The organism is Paenibacillus nuruki, from assembly GCF_963311185.1.
Taxonomy (GTDB): domain Bacteria; phylum Bacillota; class Bacilli; order Paenibacillales; family Paenibacillaceae; genus Saccharibacillus; species Saccharibacillus nuruki.
In genome coordinates, this window is the sequence record NZ_OY725677.1 from 4,572,524 (window position 1) to 4,589,109 (window position 16,586).

The following is a 16,586-nucleotide window of genomic DNA, read 5'->3' on the forward strand; positions in this document are numbered from 1 at the left end:
TTGGATCATCAAGTGAAAAGGGAGTTAGTCCACTAACCGCTTGCTCAAATGCTTGCGAAGTGATTCTGCCAGAGCCGGTTCTGCTAATAATTGGCGCAGAGCCGGGGTATCACCACGTTCATCATACAGAATCCGATTACATTCCGCGATCGTACTTCCACTTCCTTCACGGCGAAGCATTTCAAATGTATCGCCTGCTTGAACGACTCCATTTTCCAATACGCGAAAATAAAATCCAGAATATCCAGTCTCACGCACACGCATAACCATTTCTTTACGTTCCAGATGAGCCGCTAATTTGAAGCAAGGCTGACGGGGCTGACTAACCTGTACGATAGCAGTTCCGATCCGGTACACATCTCCGATACATACGATATCTTCAGTCAATCCAGTGACGGTAAAGTTTTCGCCAAAAGCACCTGCTTCGAAAGGGCGCTTCATTTCGTCTGTCCACCAATTATAATGATCTTGTGAGTAGACACAAGCGGCTTTGTCTGGTCCACCATGATTTTTGAGATCGCCTTGACCATCTCCCTCGATGCCTTGTGAACTAATGGGTAATGATTCGGTAGAAGGGCGTTTGATAAATCCGGTATAGACCGATTTGTTATTCCATTCCACATTTACAGGTAATGCTGTGTTTAACGAACATAATTTTGGTAACATAGACGTAGTAGAATTTACCATAAGATGAGTTCCTCCAGATATGGGTTTGATTACAGATCGTGTTATGGGTTCTATCATAATATAAGCGAATCAATTAAAACATCTCTTTCAACAAAACATCCTTTTCGTTAAGGTATCCCTCCGTATAGGGAAGAAAGGAAATCGCAGATGAAAATCAATCTAAAAACATTTCAAAAATGGCTCCCTCTGTTGCTCATCTGCTGGCTGATCACTCAGAGTATGACAGGTATTGCTTATGGTGCACAGCAAAAAGGATTTGTGCTGGATGATGCAGGTCTGTTCAGCAGTAGTGAGATCGACAAGCTCAACACTGAACTGAGCGGACAGGAATACCAGATGTATGTGAATACAGCAACAGGGATGGATGAAGCGCAGGGACTCGCGTATGCGAACCAGATTTATGATGGATCGAATTTGGGCAAAAATGATATTGTGCTTGTGATTACAACCAATCCGAATTATGTCCATCTGGTCTTTCAAAATGCAGTACTCGCTAACAAAATCGCCAATAGCAACGAGCGCACGGTACAAGGAGTAACCGATAACAAATTTGTTCCATCTGCACAAGATGGCGATATTGTAGGCGGTGTACTAGCTGTTAATCGATATATCAATCATGTTCCACTAACGACCGTCATTTCGCAAAAGTTAGCGCAGGTCGGTCTGAACTGGGGTTCAGCGATTGCCTTATTGATCGGTGGGATTGCGCTCATCTGGTTTGTGATCTGGTTGATGATTCGATTGAACAAAGTCAGCAAGCTCAAAGTTCGCCGTCAACAAGTGCAGCTACATCACGATCAGATCGCTACATCACTTAACAGCTTGATTGTGTCTGATTTGTTTAAAGAATTAGAAATGGGCTTTGTGACTGGACAGACCAAAGAAATGATTGAACAGTTACAGTCTCAATTAATGAAAGAACATGCTCGTATTGCCGATTCTCAGCAGAAAATAGATGCTATTCGCCTGTCGATCGGTGCTGTCAAAAAATCTGCTAGCGATCTGACCATCATTGAACAAGAACAGACGCAGTGGGCAACCGATATGGCAAATGTGCAAAAACATCATCAAGAAATGGATGAGTTATCACGCACGGTACGTGGAATGGTAGAAGCGTCCAAAGCTAATCTGGAGCAAGTGAAAAATACAGTGGCTACACTTGAAAAGCAATACAACTATCCACTGACAGCGATGAAAGATCGAATCACTACGATTGAGCATATTTTGCAAGAAGCCGATCAATTGGATGAATTTGATTTTATGAAAGCCAAAGAACCAGCCGAACGTGCCAATCAATTGCTTGATGTGCTTGTAGAAGATATCCGTCTGTATGGGGAATGGGTACAACGCAGTCAACGGTATACAGCAGAGATCAATAATACAGAACAGGAGTTGCGTCCAGTCGTTGAGCGAGAACATCTCAAGTTAACAATAGACGATCCTTTCCGTATATTAGAACATGCACGCACAGAAGAGATTCGATTAGTTCAATTGTTGGCAGGTGGGAATGTAGACTTGATTCGTCAAAGTATGGAAATGATCGAACAAGATATTGCGGCGGCTCGTCAGGTTGTCAGTGATCTCATTAACTTCCGGGATGAATCGAAGAAAACATTAACGATGGCGCAACAACAAATGGCTGATTTCCGAAATATGCCTGAAATGTATAATCAAGAAGTGAGCCGTCTACAAGCAGAATATGCAGGAGTACATCTCAGAGAACAAGGCGCACGTTATCAGGAAATTCAGAAGATGCAAGGTGAGGTTAATCTATTTACTCCGCAAATCGTAGATGCTCTGCATGATGAAGTACAACAGTATCGTCAAGCATATACATGGAGTGAGCAAGTCAGAAATGCGTTGTCTCGTATGCAACAATTGCGAACAGAGATCATGAGTTACAAAGACCAATTAGATAACCAGAAGCAGAGCGAGAAGCAGCGCTTAGACAAGCTACGCGAAGATTATCGCCGTGCCAATGAACAGCAGGCAGCGATTAGCGTTAATCCTGACGATACACAGCAAGTGCAAGCACATAGCTATCAAGCACTTGAACAAGCAGAGCAGATTCTAAGCGGTACACTACTCAATATGGTTAACGTCAAAGAAGTTATGGATACAGCGGAAAGAGAGACAGTTGCTTTTGTTCAGCGTGTAGAAGAGTTGACCCAACAACGTCAGGAAGCGATCGAAGCGATCGAAGGATTATTGCAAGAACATCGCAATTTGTCTGCTCGTTACTTTACGACAGCGATCACGACTCATGTGCCTGTTTTGCATCGACTGGTCGAAGAATTGCAACAATTGGTGAATCAGGGATACTTTGTACAAGCACAGCAAAAAGCGCAAGAAGGTGCAGGAATACTGCAATTTATAGCACTGGAATATAAAGCGCTCTATGATCAGGAACAAGAACGCAAGCGTCGTCAGCGTTCATCGGGTGGCGGTTCAGGAGGTTCATCATCAGGTGGAGGCAGTCGCTCTTCGAGTAGTTCCAGTTGGAGTGGAGGGAGTAGCCGTTCATCGGGTTCTTCCAAATGGTGAAAATTCTATTGATTCATTGTATATTTTCTGAAAGCTATATTTGCAAACATGTCATAAGGAAGACTATGATACATGTAGATATTGAACATGTAGGCAAACGTATAAATATAAGGAGGTAGAACAATGGATCAGCAGTCTTCAGATCAAGCGGGACAATCAGCATCATCCAAACCGCTACAAGTCGAAAGTAAATATGTTAGAGAAACACGTTGCTTCAAAACATCCCGTGTATTTCCAACTGATGTCAACAATCACAATACATTATTCGGTGGAAAATTGATGTCGTATATAGATGATATTGCTTCAATTACCGCTTCCAAATTATGTCGTGTCGATACCGTTACCGCTTCTACCGATTCAGTCGATTTTCTGTATCCGATCAACCCAACCGATTCAGTGACATTAGAATCGTTTGTGACATGGACAGGACGTAGTTCGATGGAGATTTTTGTGAAAGTGATACGCGAAGACCTCAAAACAGGTGAGAAACGAATTGCAGCGACTGCCTTTCTTACCTTTGTAGCGATCGGTGAAGATAATCATAAAGTGCAAGTGCCGACAGTCATTCCTGAAACGGAAGAAGAGAAGAAATTGCACGAAACCGCTCCTTCACGAGCAGCCATGCGCCGTCAACGGAGAGAAGAAAGTAAAGAATTTGCTGATTACCTCACCACTGAATATCCGTGGGAATAACAAAAAGCGAGTACACTCTAGATCAAATAGAGGATGCTCGCTTTTTTCTTTATGATTATTGATAACAATAATAATACTTCTAAATTCTGCTTAAGGCTTGCTAGAATACTACTCTTTTTGCTCCGTTTTACGAGCTTTCCAACGCCACATCATTTCTCCAAATACATATCCACATAGCAGAAATAAAGGAACCGTATCCGTAATTTCTTCAAGAATACTGTGAAAAGTCAGTACAAAACGATGATCTATATAATGCATGGCGATCATGCCGAGAGATGTTGTCCCACCGTAGCCTAATACACCTTCGCTCCATATAAATTGATACTTGCTCATCATGACCTCCACATTAGTAACGGTATTAGAATCAACGTATGATCATACCCATATCTATCCGAACATGACAACTATTTCTAAATAATAGCGTATTCATAAAAGAGTCGCAAGACTATTTCTTGCGAATTTCATTTTAGTTTTACAAAGGTAACAAGTCTTGTCTTTTGGCGATATGTTCACAATCTTTGCATACACCTACAAGACCTCCGTTATCATTCGCATAAAAAGTCAGATGTTTGACATCTTTTTTGCAATAAGAGCATTTCTGAAGTCGAGTGTTGGAAAAGGATTGTACTTGTTTGGGTTGATGTAAGTTTCGTACAGTTGCTAATTTGGGAGGAGTAGATACAGATGAAGATGTATCTTTAGCTTGGATATCAGCAGAAGCAGAGGTACGTTGCTCTTCCTGGCTCAAATGCTTGCGTTCACGAAAAGCAGATAAATCTACAATATTAGGATGCGATGGATCTTGTTCAGTGGGTTCAGGCTGTGTTGTTGGCTCGGGCGGTAGTATAGGATCTGCCTGATGTATAGTGACCTTTTTTAAAGGAAAAACAATCCAGAGCACAACAGCAATAGCAACCACGGCAACAACAATAATGCCGGCTAATATCATCCATTCTGGTTGCATAGGAATTCACCTTCTTTTACACATATTTGGTAATAAAAAACAACAATTTGCACAAGGATTACCTTTTAATTCCTGTCTATCCCTTTTTTGTTACATTTAGTTTTGCTATAATTCGTCTCATAGGTAGAACGGTTCCAGATTCTGGCATCTCCACCGTGATATCTTACATATTACATGATGGTCGTAGAAAGTATAACTGCCACACGAGAGGGATGAAGATTGTGAAAAAGAAATTTAGAAGTTGGATGTCATTATGTCTACTAGCTACATTATGTGTATCGCTACTGAGTGCATGTGGTTCAGATGCCAAAGATAATGAGGCGAAAGATGGGAAAGTCACTTTGAAATTCTGGACGATTGCTCTTCAACCCACGTTCAATGATTATTTTAATGGACTAATATCAGAATACCAAAAAAGTCATCCTGGCGTAACTGTAGAATGGAGCGATTATCCATATGATGCTATCTCTAATAAGTTATTAACCGGAATTGCGAGTGGTAACGTACCGGATGTGGTCAATTTGAATACTGAATTTGCGAATCAAATGGCTTCTAAAGGTGCACTTGCTGATCTGGGTCAATGGATGAGCGATGATGAGAAAAAATCTTATTTTGATGGCATTTTCAATTCCACTGTATTTGATAACAAAGCATATGCTTTGCCATGGTATACAGGAACAGAAGTGTTATTTATGAACACTCGTCTGGTGAAGCAAGCAGGGCTTGATCCTACCAATCCACCGAAAACGCGTGATGAGCTGAATGAATGGTCTCGTGAGATCAAAGCCAAAACAGGAGCAACAGGGTATGCAACTACATTTGCAGCTAGAATGTTCCCGGTTGAAGGAATCTCTATTTTGAATGACGACAAGACAGCAGCAGCTTTTAATACACCAGCTACGATTGCATTAATCCAGAAAATGCAGGGATTGATTCAAGAAGGCGTACTGGTGAAAGAAGACGCTAACTTTGATAAACAGATTCAATATTATTCTAGCGAACAGACTGCTTTTGAAATTGCAGGACCTACTTTTATTAATTTTATCAAAACATCTGCACCAGATGTATATAAAAATACAATTGCGGTTCCACTGCCTACAGGTAAAGCCGATGTGCGTTTGTCGAACACGATGAATGTCGTGGTACCACTCAAATCGGCTAATGCTGAACAAGCGGCTGAATTTGCGAAATTTTTGACCAATGCGACGAACCAGACAGCATTTGCCAAAGCAGCTAATACATTGCCAAGTACTAAAGAATCGATCAAAGATTCCTTTTTCACTGAAAATGATGGCACATTGGAATCCGAAGCCAAAGTAGTATCCGCAGAAAGCTTAGATAAAGCAGTAGATTATATGGTAGGTGTACCAAATGCAGGTGATGTGAACTCGGCGATTGCACGTCAATTGCAAGAAATCTTTATGAATGGCAAAGACCCTCAACAAGGATTGACAGAAGCCGAACAAGAAGTGAACCAAATTCTGTCGCAAAACTAAGGGGCACTCCAAGCAGATCAACAATCGAACCCAAGACGACCCTTTGAAGGCGGTGGACGAACATGAAGAAATGGATGAGAACAGAAACATTTGCTGCATGGGCATTTATGGCGCCCGGACTGCTGATTGTGGCTGTATTCGTGTTATGGCCAATTGTGTACGGACTTCCGTTGTCCTTGACCGATTATTCGGTCATTGGAGAAACGCACTATGTAGGTGTAGACAATTATGTAACAGCTTTTCAAGATAAAAGTTTCTTGGCTTCCCTATGGAACTCGATGGTCTATGTGTTGATTGTACCGATTATTCAGATTATTTCGATCTTAATGGCGATTCTGGTCAATAGCCGTATTCCATTAATCAAAGCATTTCGCGCCGCTTATTACATCCCTGTCGTCACCTCTATGGTGGCGGTAGCGTTGATGTGGAGCTGGTTGTTCAGTAGTAACGGTGTGATCAATTATGCGTTAATCCAGCTAGGTGTTATTCAAGAACAAGTCGGCTGGTTGTCCAGCAGTAGCACCGCATTGTATGTGATTATGTTTATTACGATGTGGAAAGGGCTGGGCTATTATATGATGTTGTATCTAGCCGGGCTTCAATCGATTCCAACTGATCTCTACGAAGCATCCATGATTGATGGAGCAAGTCGCTGGCAGACCATTTACCGGATCACGATTCCTTTACTGCGCCCTCATATCTTATTCTGTACGTTGATCTCATTAATGGGCGCGATTCGTGTGTTTGATGAAGTGTTTGTTCTAACCAATGGTAAAGGTGGACCGGGTACGGCGACACTTACATCCAGTCTGTATATTTATCAAAAAGGGTTGGTGCAATTTAACTTTGGTTATGCGTCAGCACTAGGTCTAATCGTTAGTGTGATTGTAGGCATTTTGAGTATACTGGTGTTCCGTCTGAACAAGAAAGGCGATGTGCAAACGTACTGATGAATAATCCAACGATACCAACCAAAACCGATTACAAAACACCCAGTCCGCAAGCACGTAAATGGAAAAAAGGGATTCGGTATACGATTACTTACGTGTTGTTGATTGCCTTAGCTTTATTTATGACAGGGCCTTTTCTCTGGTTACTCAGTGTATCGCTTATGCCCGGACGCAATGTGTTTTCTAATCCACCTGCCGTTTTTCCGACATTTATTAATTTCGGCAACTATGCGCAAGTGTGGAACTTTATGAACTTTCCCAAATACATTATGAATACGGTCATCATTACAGTGATGGGTGTTGTATTTAATATTATTTTGTCCTGTATGACGGCTTATCCGTTAGCTGTATTCCGGTTTAAAGGTAGAGATATGGTCTTTACCTTGCTGATCGCAACGATGATTATCCCTTCATCAACAGCGATGATCGTGCATTATTTAACGATTCAATGGCTAAATTTAGGCAATACGTATCTGGGTGTGGTGCTACCTGCTGCTGTATCGGTATTTAATATCTTCCTGATGCGTCAGACCTTCTTGACGATTCCTACTGAAATTCGAGATTCCGGTAAAATGGACGGCGCATCCGAATTACGCATCTGGTGGCAATTAGTACTCCCACTCGTAAAGCCGGGGATTGCAGTCATTATGCTACTTGAAGTAATGGCATTCTGGAACAATTTCCTGTGGCCAATCGTTGTGCTAGATGATCCCGAAAAATATCCATTAGCATCAGCACTAACATATCTCAACGGACAATTTTCCTACAACTTCGGCTGGATCGCCGCCGGAACCATCATTTCCGTAATCCCTATCATCGTCGTCTTCCTGTTCACCCAACGCTACTACATGGAAGGCTTGGCAGGAGCCGTCAAAGGATAACAAAAGTAATACGCATTATAAATCGTTTTATATTTTACTGCTCCGCCAAATAGAAAAATGCGAGTTTACTCTGAGCGAAGGGAACGATATCTTTACCAGCGACGACAAGCAAGATATCCTTCCCAAAGCGGTGTAACTTCAAAGGAGTCTATTCCAAATGACATTGGTGATTGTACCTTTAGACGAAAGACCTTGTAATTATAATTTTCCCTATGAACTGACACGAGGAACATCATATCAAGCTGTGCGTCCTCCACAAGAATGGATGGGACGCAAGAAAATAGCCGCAGATACCGAACGGCTATGGACATGGACACAATTGGAATGTCAATCGGCTGACGGAGCAGTGATATCCCTAGATACACTATTGTACGGCGGGATTGTGCCTTCCCGTCTACATGAACTGGATGTGACCGAACTGACTCGTCGTTTGGATCGATTACGAATACTCAAAGAGCAGAATCCTGCACTTAAATTGTTCGCTTTTCAACTGATTATGCGTTGCCCACAGTACTCTTCCTCAGACGAAGAACCGGATTATTATGCTGATTGGGGACGAGAGATTTTTCGCAAAGGGTATCTAGAACATTATGCAGAAGAACATTCATTAACGACCGAAGAACAACAAGAACTGGACGATATCAACAGTCGCTTACCTCAAGAAGTGCTGGATGATTATCTAGGTCGTCGTGCGGTAAATCGGGAGATCAATCAATTAGCACTGGATTATGTAGAACAAGGTGTGATCGACTTTCTGATTTTCCCGCAAGATGATTCGGCTCCTTATGGATATACCGCTAGAGATCAGCAGGAAGTAAGGGCACGTATTCGAGCATTGCGTCTAGGCTTGCGTGTCTATATGTATCCGGGTGCAGATGAAGTTGGTTGTACATTGGTCGCTCGCATGATCAATCAGTTGAATCATACTATTCCTCGGGTCTATGTGCGTTTTAGCTCGGTAAATGGAGCTTTGATTATTCCTGCGTATGAAGATCGGCGACTGTATGAAACGCTAAAATATCAGATTATTGCGGCAGGCGGTATGGTTGCTTCTGATGAACAAAGTGCGGATATCTTATTACTGCTCAATACCGCAGGTGAAAAAATGGGTGAAGCCGTCTATCAAGGATCACCGTCTGCTAATTATGATACCGAACGGACAACCGTAGAGTTAGTAGAGTATGCAGGCTACATATTGGATCGTCAGCCGGATGCGGTAGTGGCTATTGGAGATATTGCCTATGCTAACGGTGGTGATCTTGAATTGCTGGATTTACTTCGTCAGCGAGGCATTTTGTATCAACTGGCAGGTTATGCAGGCTGGAATACCAGTTCGAATACATTAGGAACGGTTATTGCACAATCGATGATCTATCAACAATATGGAGCCACTCCAGAGCATATGAATTTTCTAGCGCTACGTTATGTAGAAGACCTAGGCTATGATTCTGTTGTACGTAAATATTTAAGCAATGGACCCATTCAAGAATTGGGTCTGGATAAATTTCAGTTAGATGGAGAACGTGGATATGTGGCTGAGATGGTACGTAGTCATTTGGAGCAATTTATAGAGCAACATTTACAAGAAAATGGTGTGCAGATCGATATTCAAGATTGCTATATGCCGTGGAATCGGATGTTTGAAGTGGGGTTATCTATTCGAGCCCATGTATCGTTAAAAGATCGCAAAGGAGAACAACAATGACAGAACAAATAAAACAAACAGATGTGGTAGTAATCGGTGGCGGTCTAGGAGGCTGTATGGCAGCTCTTGCCGCTGCGAAGCAAGGATTGACTGTAACCTTAACAGAACCGACAGACTGGTTAGGTGGACAGCTTACATCACAAGCTGTTCCGCCCGATGAACATCGCTGGATAGAACGTACAGGAGCAACCGCTACATTTCGTGAATTTCGTGAACGGGTACGCGACTATTATCGTCGGAATTATCCGTTAACAGAGGAAGCACGTAATAACCTAATTTTGAATCCGGGCAATGGATGGGTGAGTCGATTAGCGCATGAGCCTAAGATTGCACTAGATGTATTACAAGAAATGATGTCGCCTTATATCCATACTCAGCGTATCCAAGTGCTATATCATACGGTGCCTGTCGAAGTAGCAACAGAGTATGATTGTATTGTATCGATCACGGTTAGCCATACCCAAGTAACCGGATCAGTCGGTCAATATACACAGTTAATCGGTCAATATTATCTGGATGCTACAGAAGAAGGAGACCTTCTAGAACAGTCTGGAACAGAGTATGTCAGCGGAGCAGAAGCGAAGTCAGATACCGATGAACCGCACGCGCTAGAACATGCTGATCCGCTAGATATGCAGTCGATCACTCATGTAGCCGCTGTGGATTATGTGGAAGGAGCAGATTTCACGATTGAGAAGCCAGCAGAATATGAGTACTGGCGTGAATATATGCCTTCTTTTTCCCGTTTCCCTATCTTAAGCTGGTATGCTTCTGATGCAAACGATACAACCAAGTTAAAAGAGTTCACGTTGTTCCCTAACGATGAAGGTGTGACTTCATTATGGGATTATCGCCGTATTATCGATCCGGCTATTTGGGAAGAACCCCTTCGTTCACAGATTCAAGAAGTCAGTCTACTCAATTGGGCGCAAAATGATTATTATGCAGGAGCAGTGACAGGTGTACCGATCTATGAACGTACGCAAAATCTAGAAAGTGCCCGCCAGCTTACTTTTTCATTAGTATACTGGTTGCAGACAGAAGCGCCACGTCTGGATGGTGGTAAAGGCTTCCCGGGTATTCGTTTGCGTGGAGATATTCTAGGGACAGCAGATGGGCTTGCCAAAGCGCCATACATTCGCGAGTCTCGCCGTATCAAAGCACTATACACGATTACCGAACATGATGTGAGTAAAGAGTTACGCGGGGCTGAAGGAATCAAGCGATATGAAGATAGTGTGGGTGTAGGAAGTTATTCACTTGATCTACATCCAACGGTCAAAACACATCGTACATTCTATATTCCTAATTATCCTTTTGAGATTCCGTTGGGATCATTAATTCCTGTGCGTATGACTAATCTTTTACCTGCTTGCAAAAATATTGGCATGACTCAGATTGCTGGCGGTTGCTATCGTCTGCATCCTGTCGAATGGAATATTGGAGAATCCGCAGGTTATCTAGCTGCATACGCGATCCAACAGGGCATTACACCACGTGAAGTCTACGAATCAACAGAACATGTCAGTCGTTATCAAGAGATGTTGGTAGACGCAGGTGTGGTTCTGCACTGGCCTGAGGATGTAGAACAAGAAGTATTGAACCCCCAGTGAAAAGTCGTTATGTCTTTGTAAATGATGAATAGATCAAATAGCCTTTTGTCCATATCATTGGACAGAAGGCTATTTTTGAATACTGAATATAATACGATAGCGTGAAAGATCATCACCATGATCATGATTGAATCTGAAGATCATTCTACTAATCCTGTTGTCACCAGTGCTAACAATTCAGTTCGTAATGTCTGCATAGCATCTTCATAAGGCATGCGTAGATATTTACTCAGATGCTTCATGTCTTCTTCGTAATAATGAAGTAGCTCCAACATAGCCGCTTGATCACCATGTTGTTGAACCATGTGTAATAGATTTATGAACTGATCTTCTGAGAGAGATACTGCAAGCTTTTGCGCTTCCATCGGTTCACCGCCTGTTGACTGATTTGTAGTTGTTCTGCTAATTGCGCTTCGGTCTGCTGATCTAGGTATAATCCTCGAATAATTTGTTTTCCCTGAGCAAAAGGTAACGAATCAATCAGTTCTTGAACCGCTATCAGACTATCAAATTCTTCTGCTGGAAAAGAGTGATACTCATTGGTTTCTAACCATGTATGGATCGACAGCTGCTCCGAACGAGCACGTACTTTATTCCGATACTGGATACGCCAGGCGATCTGTTTGAGCTGTTTACGATAATGCTCGGATAATGAAAGAGTCTGTGGCATCATGATTTCTCCTTTATAACGTTTTCCTTATTTTGTTACTTAAGGGAACTTATGTTCTTATTTTATAATAAAAAAGAAATGATGAGGTTGGAGATACGGTTAATTTATAGCGATTTATCAGCTGATTTATAGCGAGGAAAAAGATGGACTTTTTGGAAGACCTTTAATTGACACTTGATCCCATGTATAGAAAGAGATAGTGTAGAGGTTGAATATCTATAGATCGTTAGTGACATACACGATTATTTTGGAGAAGAAAGGTGTTTTTGCATGTTATGCTTAAAATTCTAATGTTTATTTTTCTGATTCAGATTGTATATGTAACGGCATATACGTTAAGAACGATCCTTACACTTAAAGGACAAAAATATATAGCATCGGCGATCAGTATTGTTGAAGTCGTTATCTATGTTATGGGGCTTAATCTGGTTCTCAAATATCTCGATCAACCGCTAAGTCTAACGGTATATGCGATTGGATATGGACTCGGTATCCTGCTCGGTTCTTGGATTGAGGAAAAGATTGCTCTTGGTTATATCACCGTCAAAGTAATCAGCGATGTACCGAATCAACGTCTAGCCGAAGTGTTGCGAGACAAAGGATATGGTGTCACTTCATGGCTTGGACAAGGACGAGATGGTGACCGAATCGTGATGGAGATTCTAGCCAAACGCAAAAATCAGGACAGTCTGTATAAGACCATCCTGTCTGTCGATCCCAAAGCTTTTGTGATTATGGTGGAGCCGCGCGAATTCCATGGTGGCTTCTGGACGAAGGCAATTAAACGCTAATTGAAACCTGTCGATCGTGTAGAAAATCGTTCGCAATCAGATGCCCTTTATCTATGCCCTTCAATGATGAATTGTTTATAACCTATTCAGTGGTTTAAATAATGATTGAAGCAAATAAGAGGAGGGCTTTTGATATGCAAACGAATATTCCAACAAAAAAGTTAAATGATGGACTGGATATTCCAGCGATCGGGCTGGGTACTTACTCGCTTAATGGTCACAAAGGTGTGGAATCGATCAAGCAGGGGATTGAAGTGGGTTATCGGCTGATTGATTCTGCTTTTAATTATGAAAATGAAGGTGCTGTGGGTAAAGCGGTACGTGAAAGCTCAGTCCCTCGTGATCAGTTACGTGTCTGCTCGAAATTACCAGGACGGCATCATGCGTATGACGAAGCATTAGTCACCATTGAAGAATCACTACTTCGTACCGGACTGGATTATTTTGATCTTTATATTATTCACTGGCCGAATCCGAAAGTAGATAAATATGTAGAAGCATGGCAAGCGATGATTGAAGCACAAAAACGCGGTTATGTCCGTTCGATCGGCGTTAGTAATTTCTTGCCAGAACATCTGGAACGGATTATCGCTGAAACCGGCGTAGCACCCGTGCTGAATCAAGTAGAATTGCATCCGTATTTCGAACAGACAGAACAGCGTGCCGCAAATGATAAACATCAAATCATCACTGAATCATGGAGTCCGCTTGGTCGTGGGCGCGGAGAAAGTGTGCTTGAAGATGCAGGTATCAAAGAAATCGCAACCGCTTATGGTAAAACACCGACTCAAGTGATTCTACGCTGGCATACCCAGCTAGGTGCTGTACCTATTCCGAAAGCTGGCTCACTAGAGCATCAGCAGGAAAACTTGAACATTTTTGATTTTGAGTTAAATGAAGAGCAAATGCGTACCATTTCAGCATTCAGTAAAGACAACAAACGTCTGTGGGATCAAGATCCAGCAGAGTACGAAGAATTTTAAACAAAGCACATCTTGAAGTACAGTTCACTACTATACAACCAACGTAAAAGATACAAAAAAGGCATCCTTAATGGATGTCTTTTTTTGGGTTAAGATGTCTATAAGTATTCAAAGTATCGCTTATAAGAACAAGTGAACATGGCGTTTCAACCACTCTACATAGCTTTGCTCACGTGCTATCGCTTTGGTCAGTACAAGATAATGCCCGAGATGAGGATGATCGAAATGCATAGCACCAGATGTGTTTTCCTCGCTGAATAAAGGAATGAGTTGCTCATATTCCTGTTTCAAATGAACCAGCTTCTCTTGGCGCTGTTGTAGCTGATTTTCAAATAATATGCGTGCTTCTTCTTGTGATAATGTATGGATAAAATACATTTTCAACATAAACGCATCTTTCTCTGTTTCAGGCAACGGTTCTGGCGATAACGCCCATTCTAGCAGTTCTTTTCGTCCAGCTTCAGTGATCGTATACATTTTTTTTTCTAACTTTTCCCCTTGAATCTGAGTACGAAAATGAAGCAAACCTTCGTCCACCAACTTGCGAAGCTCTGGATAAATCTGACTATGTTTGGCACTCCAGAATTGACCGATTTCTTTTTTAAATTGACTGGTGATATCATAGCCACTGTATTCTTGACGATACAATAAACCTAGAATCGCATATTTCAATACTCGCACGATCATAATCCCCTTTAAATATAGATTTGTGTATATTTGACCATAGCATATCAAGATGTTAAAATAAACATGTTGATATTTACATGTTTTATAAAACAGTTTGCAAGACAGAGTGAATGATATTTGAATTCAAATTCTAGAAAGCAGGTGCTGTATAATGGAAAACTTTGTAGGAAGTCATATGATTTATACGTATGAGAACGGCTGGGAGTATGAGATTTATATCAAAAATGATCATACTATCGATTATCGTATTCATAGTGGTATGGTGGCTGGACGTTGGGTTCGCGATCAAGAAGTCGATTTGGTGAAATTAACAGAAGGTGTATACAAAGTAGCTTGGACAGAACCAACAGGTACAGACGTAGCGCTGAACTTTATGCCTCTTGAAAAACGAATGCATGGTATTATTTTCTTCCCGAAATGGGTACACGAACATCCAGAAATCACAGTATGTTACCAGAATGATCATATCGCTTTGATGGAAGAATCTCGTGAAAAATACGAAACATATCCTAAATATGTTGTCCCTGAATTTGCCGATATTACATTTATCGAAAATGCAGGCGTAGACAATCAAAACGTAGTTGCACAAGCACCTTATCCAGGTATGACCGATGATATTCGTGCAGGTAAAATAAAATAAATAATGATTTCATATACATCATATAGCATTCATCTGAATGACCAAAAAGGAACGTCTTTGAGACGCTCCTTTTTTTATTTGTCTACTATTCTATTAGGCTTGGTGGTCTGCATCATTAGTTAAAGCGATAGCTGATTCTCGTTCAATTACACGACCAGGTACAAGTGCACGTCCGAAAGTGTAATACGGATTACTTACTTTTTTCAAAATGGACTGTACGGCTAACTTTGCCATGCGTTCGATATCGACTTCAACAGTCGTGAGTGGCGGCCGGGTTAATGTGGCATAGATATCATTATCAAAGCCGGTCACAGAATAATCTTGAGGCACATGGTAACCCAAGTCCTGCAATTTGTTAATTAGATTATGAGCGACCTGATCGCAGTTACAGACAAACGCACTTGGCATAGGATCAGGTAACTGAATATCAATATAAACGCCATCTTCATCACGGTCATCCAATATCCATTGTTGTTGCAAAGGGATTCGATGTTCCAACAACGATTTGTAATATCCTAGAAAACGGTCTTGAATACTACTGGTCGAGTGTAAAGTACCGACATACGCAATATCCCGATGACCCCCTCGAATCAACAAGTTCGTTAACTCATATGCACCGTAAAAGTTATCGGTAACCACAGCATCCATTTCTACATGCTCATCATAGAAGTCGAGAAAGATTTTGGGTAATTGCATTTCTTGCATAGCTTCAATATAGGGCTTGCCAATCTGCCCCAAAATAATCAGACCATCTATCTTTTGTTCATAATACAATCTTGGCAATGTAAGCATCGATTCTTCATGTTCGCCTAAAGTGGTCATAATGCCGTAATAGCCACCTTGTTCAAGGATCTTTGCAATGTATTTGTAGATACGAAAATAAAAGGAATGATTGGTACCTGTAAATCGCTCAGGAATCATGACCCCGATATTGTAAGATAATCCATCCTTCATTGATTTGGCAGCTGTATTATAGCGGTAGCCCATTTCTTCAGCTACTTGTTTAATCTTTTCTTTGAGACTATCACTGACTCCGTCTTTATCTCCAAGCGCTTTGGATACGGTCACACTACTGATATTCAAGCGATCTGCGATATCCCTCATCGTTACTTTATGATTCATAGGTACGCCCCTTTTTAGAAAATATCAATATATCTAATTTATCGGTAACTTTATAAAAGTATCTATTATTTATATTTAGAAAGAAGATAACAAAACATTCAACAATTAATACTAGTTTTTTTCAAGAAGACTGTCAATAAACATGCTAACTTTGCATGTT

17 protein-coding genes are annotated in these 16,586 nt (G+C 41.4%); 10 read left to right on the forward strand and 7 right to left on the reverse strand.

The window, feature by feature from the left end; genetic code table 11:
* Positions 1-24: 24 nt before the first annotated feature.
* Entirely contained in the window at positions 25-687 is a 663-nt protein-coding gene (locus tag RCP16_RS20275) for an MOSC domain-containing protein (RefSeq protein ID WP_371748132.1), read from the reverse strand.
* 147 nt (positions 688-834) lie between these two features.
* Between RCP16_RS20275 and RCP16_RS20280 the strand changes: the two genes are divergently transcribed.
* Positions 835-3,231, forward strand: coding sequence for a TPM domain-containing protein (locus RCP16_RS20280; RefSeq protein WP_308641183.1), 2,397 nt, complete (start codon positions 835-837; stop codon positions 3,229-3,231).
* A 123-nt stretch (positions 3,232-3,354) separates the two neighbouring features.
* Positions 3,355-3,924 carry an acyl-CoA thioesterase gene (locus tag RCP16_RS20285; protein ID WP_069328010.1) on the forward strand — a complete coding sequence of 190 codons (570 nt, stop codon included), beginning with the start codon at positions 3,355-3,357 and terminating at the stop codon, positions 3,922-3,924.
* Between the two features lie 108 nt (positions 3,925-4,032).
* Here the strand turns inward: RCP16_RS20285 and RCP16_RS20290 are convergent, their stop codons facing one another.
* Positions 4,033-4,257, reverse strand: coding sequence for a hypothetical protein (locus RCP16_RS20290; RefSeq protein ID WP_069328011.1), 225 nt, complete (start codon positions 4,255-4,257; stop codon positions 4,033-4,035).
* A gap of 139 nt (positions 4,258-4,396) precedes the next feature.
* Positions 4,397-4,888 (reverse strand): hypothetical protein, encoded by a 492-nt coding sequence (locus tag RCP16_RS20295; RefSeq protein ID WP_308641184.1) that lies wholly within the window; start codon positions 4,886-4,888, stop codon positions 4,397-4,399.
* 212 nt (positions 4,889-5,100) lie between these two features.
* Between RCP16_RS20295 and RCP16_RS20300 the strand changes: the two genes are divergently transcribed.
* The 5 genes from RCP16_RS20300 (at position 5,101) to RCP16_RS20320 (ending at position 11,533) form a co-directional block, all read left to right on the forward strand.
* Positions 5,101-6,384 (forward strand): ABC transporter substrate-binding protein, encoded by a 1,284-nt coding sequence (locus RCP16_RS20300; RefSeq protein ID WP_241669355.1) that lies wholly within the window; start codon positions 5,101-5,103, stop codon positions 6,382-6,384.
* A 62-nt stretch (positions 6,385-6,446) separates the two neighbouring features.
* Entirely contained in the window at positions 6,447-7,334 is an 888-nt protein-coding gene (locus RCP16_RS20305) for a carbohydrate ABC transporter permease (RefSeq protein ID WP_308641185.1), read from the forward strand.
* Positions 7,334-8,215, forward strand: coding sequence for a carbohydrate ABC transporter permease (locus tag RCP16_RS20310; RefSeq protein WP_137223233.1), 882 nt, complete (start codon positions 7,334-7,336; stop codon positions 8,213-8,215). Before RCP16_RS20305 ends, RCP16_RS20310 begins: the two co-directional genes overlap by 1 nt.
* A 157-nt stretch (positions 8,216-8,372) precedes the next feature.
* Entirely contained in the window at positions 8,373-9,920 is a 1,548-nt protein-coding gene (locus RCP16_RS20315; RefSeq protein ID WP_308641186.1) for a DUF4127 family protein, read from the forward strand.
* Positions 9,917-11,533 (forward strand): FAD-dependent oxidoreductase, encoded by a 1,617-nt coding sequence (locus tag RCP16_RS20320; RefSeq protein WP_308641187.1) that lies wholly within the window; start codon positions 9,917-9,919, stop codon positions 11,531-11,533. The genes RCP16_RS20315 and RCP16_RS20320 overlap by 4 nt, the downstream gene beginning before the upstream one ends.
* A 140-nt stretch (positions 11,534-11,673) precedes the next feature.
* Here the strand turns inward: RCP16_RS20320 and RCP16_RS20325 are convergent, their stop codons facing one another.
* Together RCP16_RS20325 and RCP16_RS20330 are read right to left on the reverse strand one after the other, a co-directional pair.
* Positions 11,674-11,838 carry a hypothetical protein gene (locus tag RCP16_RS20325; RefSeq protein WP_308641188.1) on the reverse strand — a complete coding sequence of 55 codons (165 nt, stop codon included), beginning with the start codon at positions 11,836-11,838 and terminating at the stop codon, positions 11,674-11,676.
* Between the two features lie 11 nt (positions 11,839-11,849).
* Positions 11,850-12,203 (reverse strand): sigma-70 RNA polymerase sigma factor region 4 domain-containing protein, encoded by a 354-nt coding sequence (locus RCP16_RS20330; RefSeq protein WP_308641189.1) that lies wholly within the window; start codon positions 12,201-12,203, stop codon positions 11,850-11,852.
* A 275-nt stretch (positions 12,204-12,478) separates the two neighbouring features.
* Here RCP16_RS20330 and RCP16_RS20335 point away from each other — a divergent pair, with 275 nt between their 5' ends.
* Positions 12,479-12,994, forward strand: a complete 516-nt coding sequence (locus RCP16_RS20335; protein WP_069328071.1) for a DUF2179 domain-containing protein — start codon at positions 12,479-12,481, stop codon at positions 12,992-12,994.
* 134 nt (positions 12,995-13,128) lie between these two features.
* Positions 13,129-13,977, forward strand: coding sequence for an aldo/keto reductase (locus RCP16_RS20340; protein ID WP_069328018.1), 849 nt, complete (start codon positions 13,129-13,131; stop codon positions 13,975-13,977).
* 120 nt (positions 13,978-14,097) lie between these two features.
* Here the strand turns inward: RCP16_RS20340 and RCP16_RS20345 are convergent, their stop codons facing one another.
* Complete coding sequence (locus RCP16_RS20345; RefSeq protein WP_308641190.1) at positions 14,098-14,658, reverse strand: PadR family transcriptional regulator; 561 nt, start codon at positions 14,656-14,658, stop codon at positions 14,098-14,100.
* A gap of 157 nt (positions 14,659-14,815) precedes the next feature.
* Here RCP16_RS20345 and padC point away from each other — a divergent pair, with 157 nt between their 5' ends.
* Positions 14,816-15,304 (forward strand): phenolic acid decarboxylase, encoded by a 489-nt coding sequence (gene padC, locus RCP16_RS20350; RefSeq protein ID WP_069328020.1) that lies wholly within the window; start codon positions 14,816-14,818, stop codon positions 15,302-15,304.
* Positions 15,305-15,397: 93 nt separating this feature from the next.
* Here padC and RCP16_RS20355 read toward each other — a convergent pair whose 3' ends face one another.
* Complete coding sequence (locus tag RCP16_RS20355) at positions 15,398-16,426, reverse strand: substrate-binding domain-containing protein (RefSeq protein WP_273592665.1); 1,029 nt, start codon at positions 16,424-16,426, stop codon at positions 15,398-15,400.
* Positions 16,427-16,586 lie beyond the last annotated feature (160 nt).

Bases quoted from the DNA above. Each gene is read 5' to 3' on its own strand.
- RCP16_RS20340 (WP_069328018.1), top strand. From the start codon at position 13,129: ATGCAAACGAATATTCCAACAAAAAAGTTAAATGATGGACTGGATATT.
- RCP16_RS20275 (WP_371748132.1), bottom strand. From the start codon at position 687: ATGGTAAATTCTACTACGTCTATGTTACCAAAATTATGTTCGTTAAAC.
- RCP16_RS20315 (WP_308641186.1), top strand. From the start codon at position 8,373: ATGACATTGGTGATTGTACCTTTAGACGAAAGACCTTGTAATTATAAT.
- RCP16_RS20355 (WP_273592665.1), bottom strand. From the start codon at position 16,426: ATGAATCATAAAGTAACGATGAGGGATATCGCAGATCGCTTGAATATC.
- RCP16_RS20295 (WP_308641184.1), bottom strand. From the start codon at position 4,888: ATGCAACCAGAATGGATGATATTAGCCGGCATTATTGTTGTTGCCGTG.
- RCP16_RS20280 (WP_308641183.1), top strand. From the start codon at position 835: ATGAAAATCAATCTAAAAACATTTCAAAAATGGCTCCCTCTGTTGCTC.
- RCP16_RS20335 (WP_069328071.1), top strand. From the start codon at position 12,479: ATGCTTAAAATTCTAATGTTTATTTTTCTGATTCAGATTGTATATGTA.
- RCP16_RS20320 (WP_308641187.1), top strand. From the start codon at position 9,917: ATGACAGAACAAATAAAACAAACAGATGTGGTAGTAATCGGTGGCGGT.
- RCP16_RS20290 (WP_069328011.1), bottom strand. From the start codon at position 4,257: ATGAGCAAGTATCAATTTATATGGAGCGAAGGTGTATTAGGCTACGGT.
- RCP16_RS20305 (WP_308641185.1), top strand. From the start codon at position 6,447: ATGAAGAAATGGATGAGAACAGAAACATTTGCTGCATGGGCATTTATG.
- RCP16_RS20310 (WP_137223233.1), top strand. From the start codon at position 7,334: ATGAATAATCCAACGATACCAACCAAAACCGATTACAAAACACCCAGT.
- RCP16_RS20285 (WP_069328010.1), top strand. From the start codon at position 3,355: ATGGATCAGCAGTCTTCAGATCAAGCGGGACAATCAGCATCATCCAAA.
- RCP16_RS20325 (WP_308641188.1), bottom strand. From the start codon at position 11,838: ATGGTTCAACAACATGGTGATCAAGCGGCTATGTTGGAGCTACTTCAT.
- padC (WP_069328020.1), top strand. From the start codon at position 14,816: ATGGAAAACTTTGTAGGAAGTCATATGATTTATACGTATGAGAACGGC.
- RCP16_RS20300 (WP_241669355.1), top strand. From the start codon at position 5,101: ATGAAGATTGTGAAAAAGAAATTTAGAAGTTGGATGTCATTATGTCTA.
- RCP16_RS20330 (WP_308641189.1), bottom strand. From the start codon at position 12,203: ATGCCACAGACTCTTTCATTATCCGAGCATTATCGTAAACAGCTCAAA.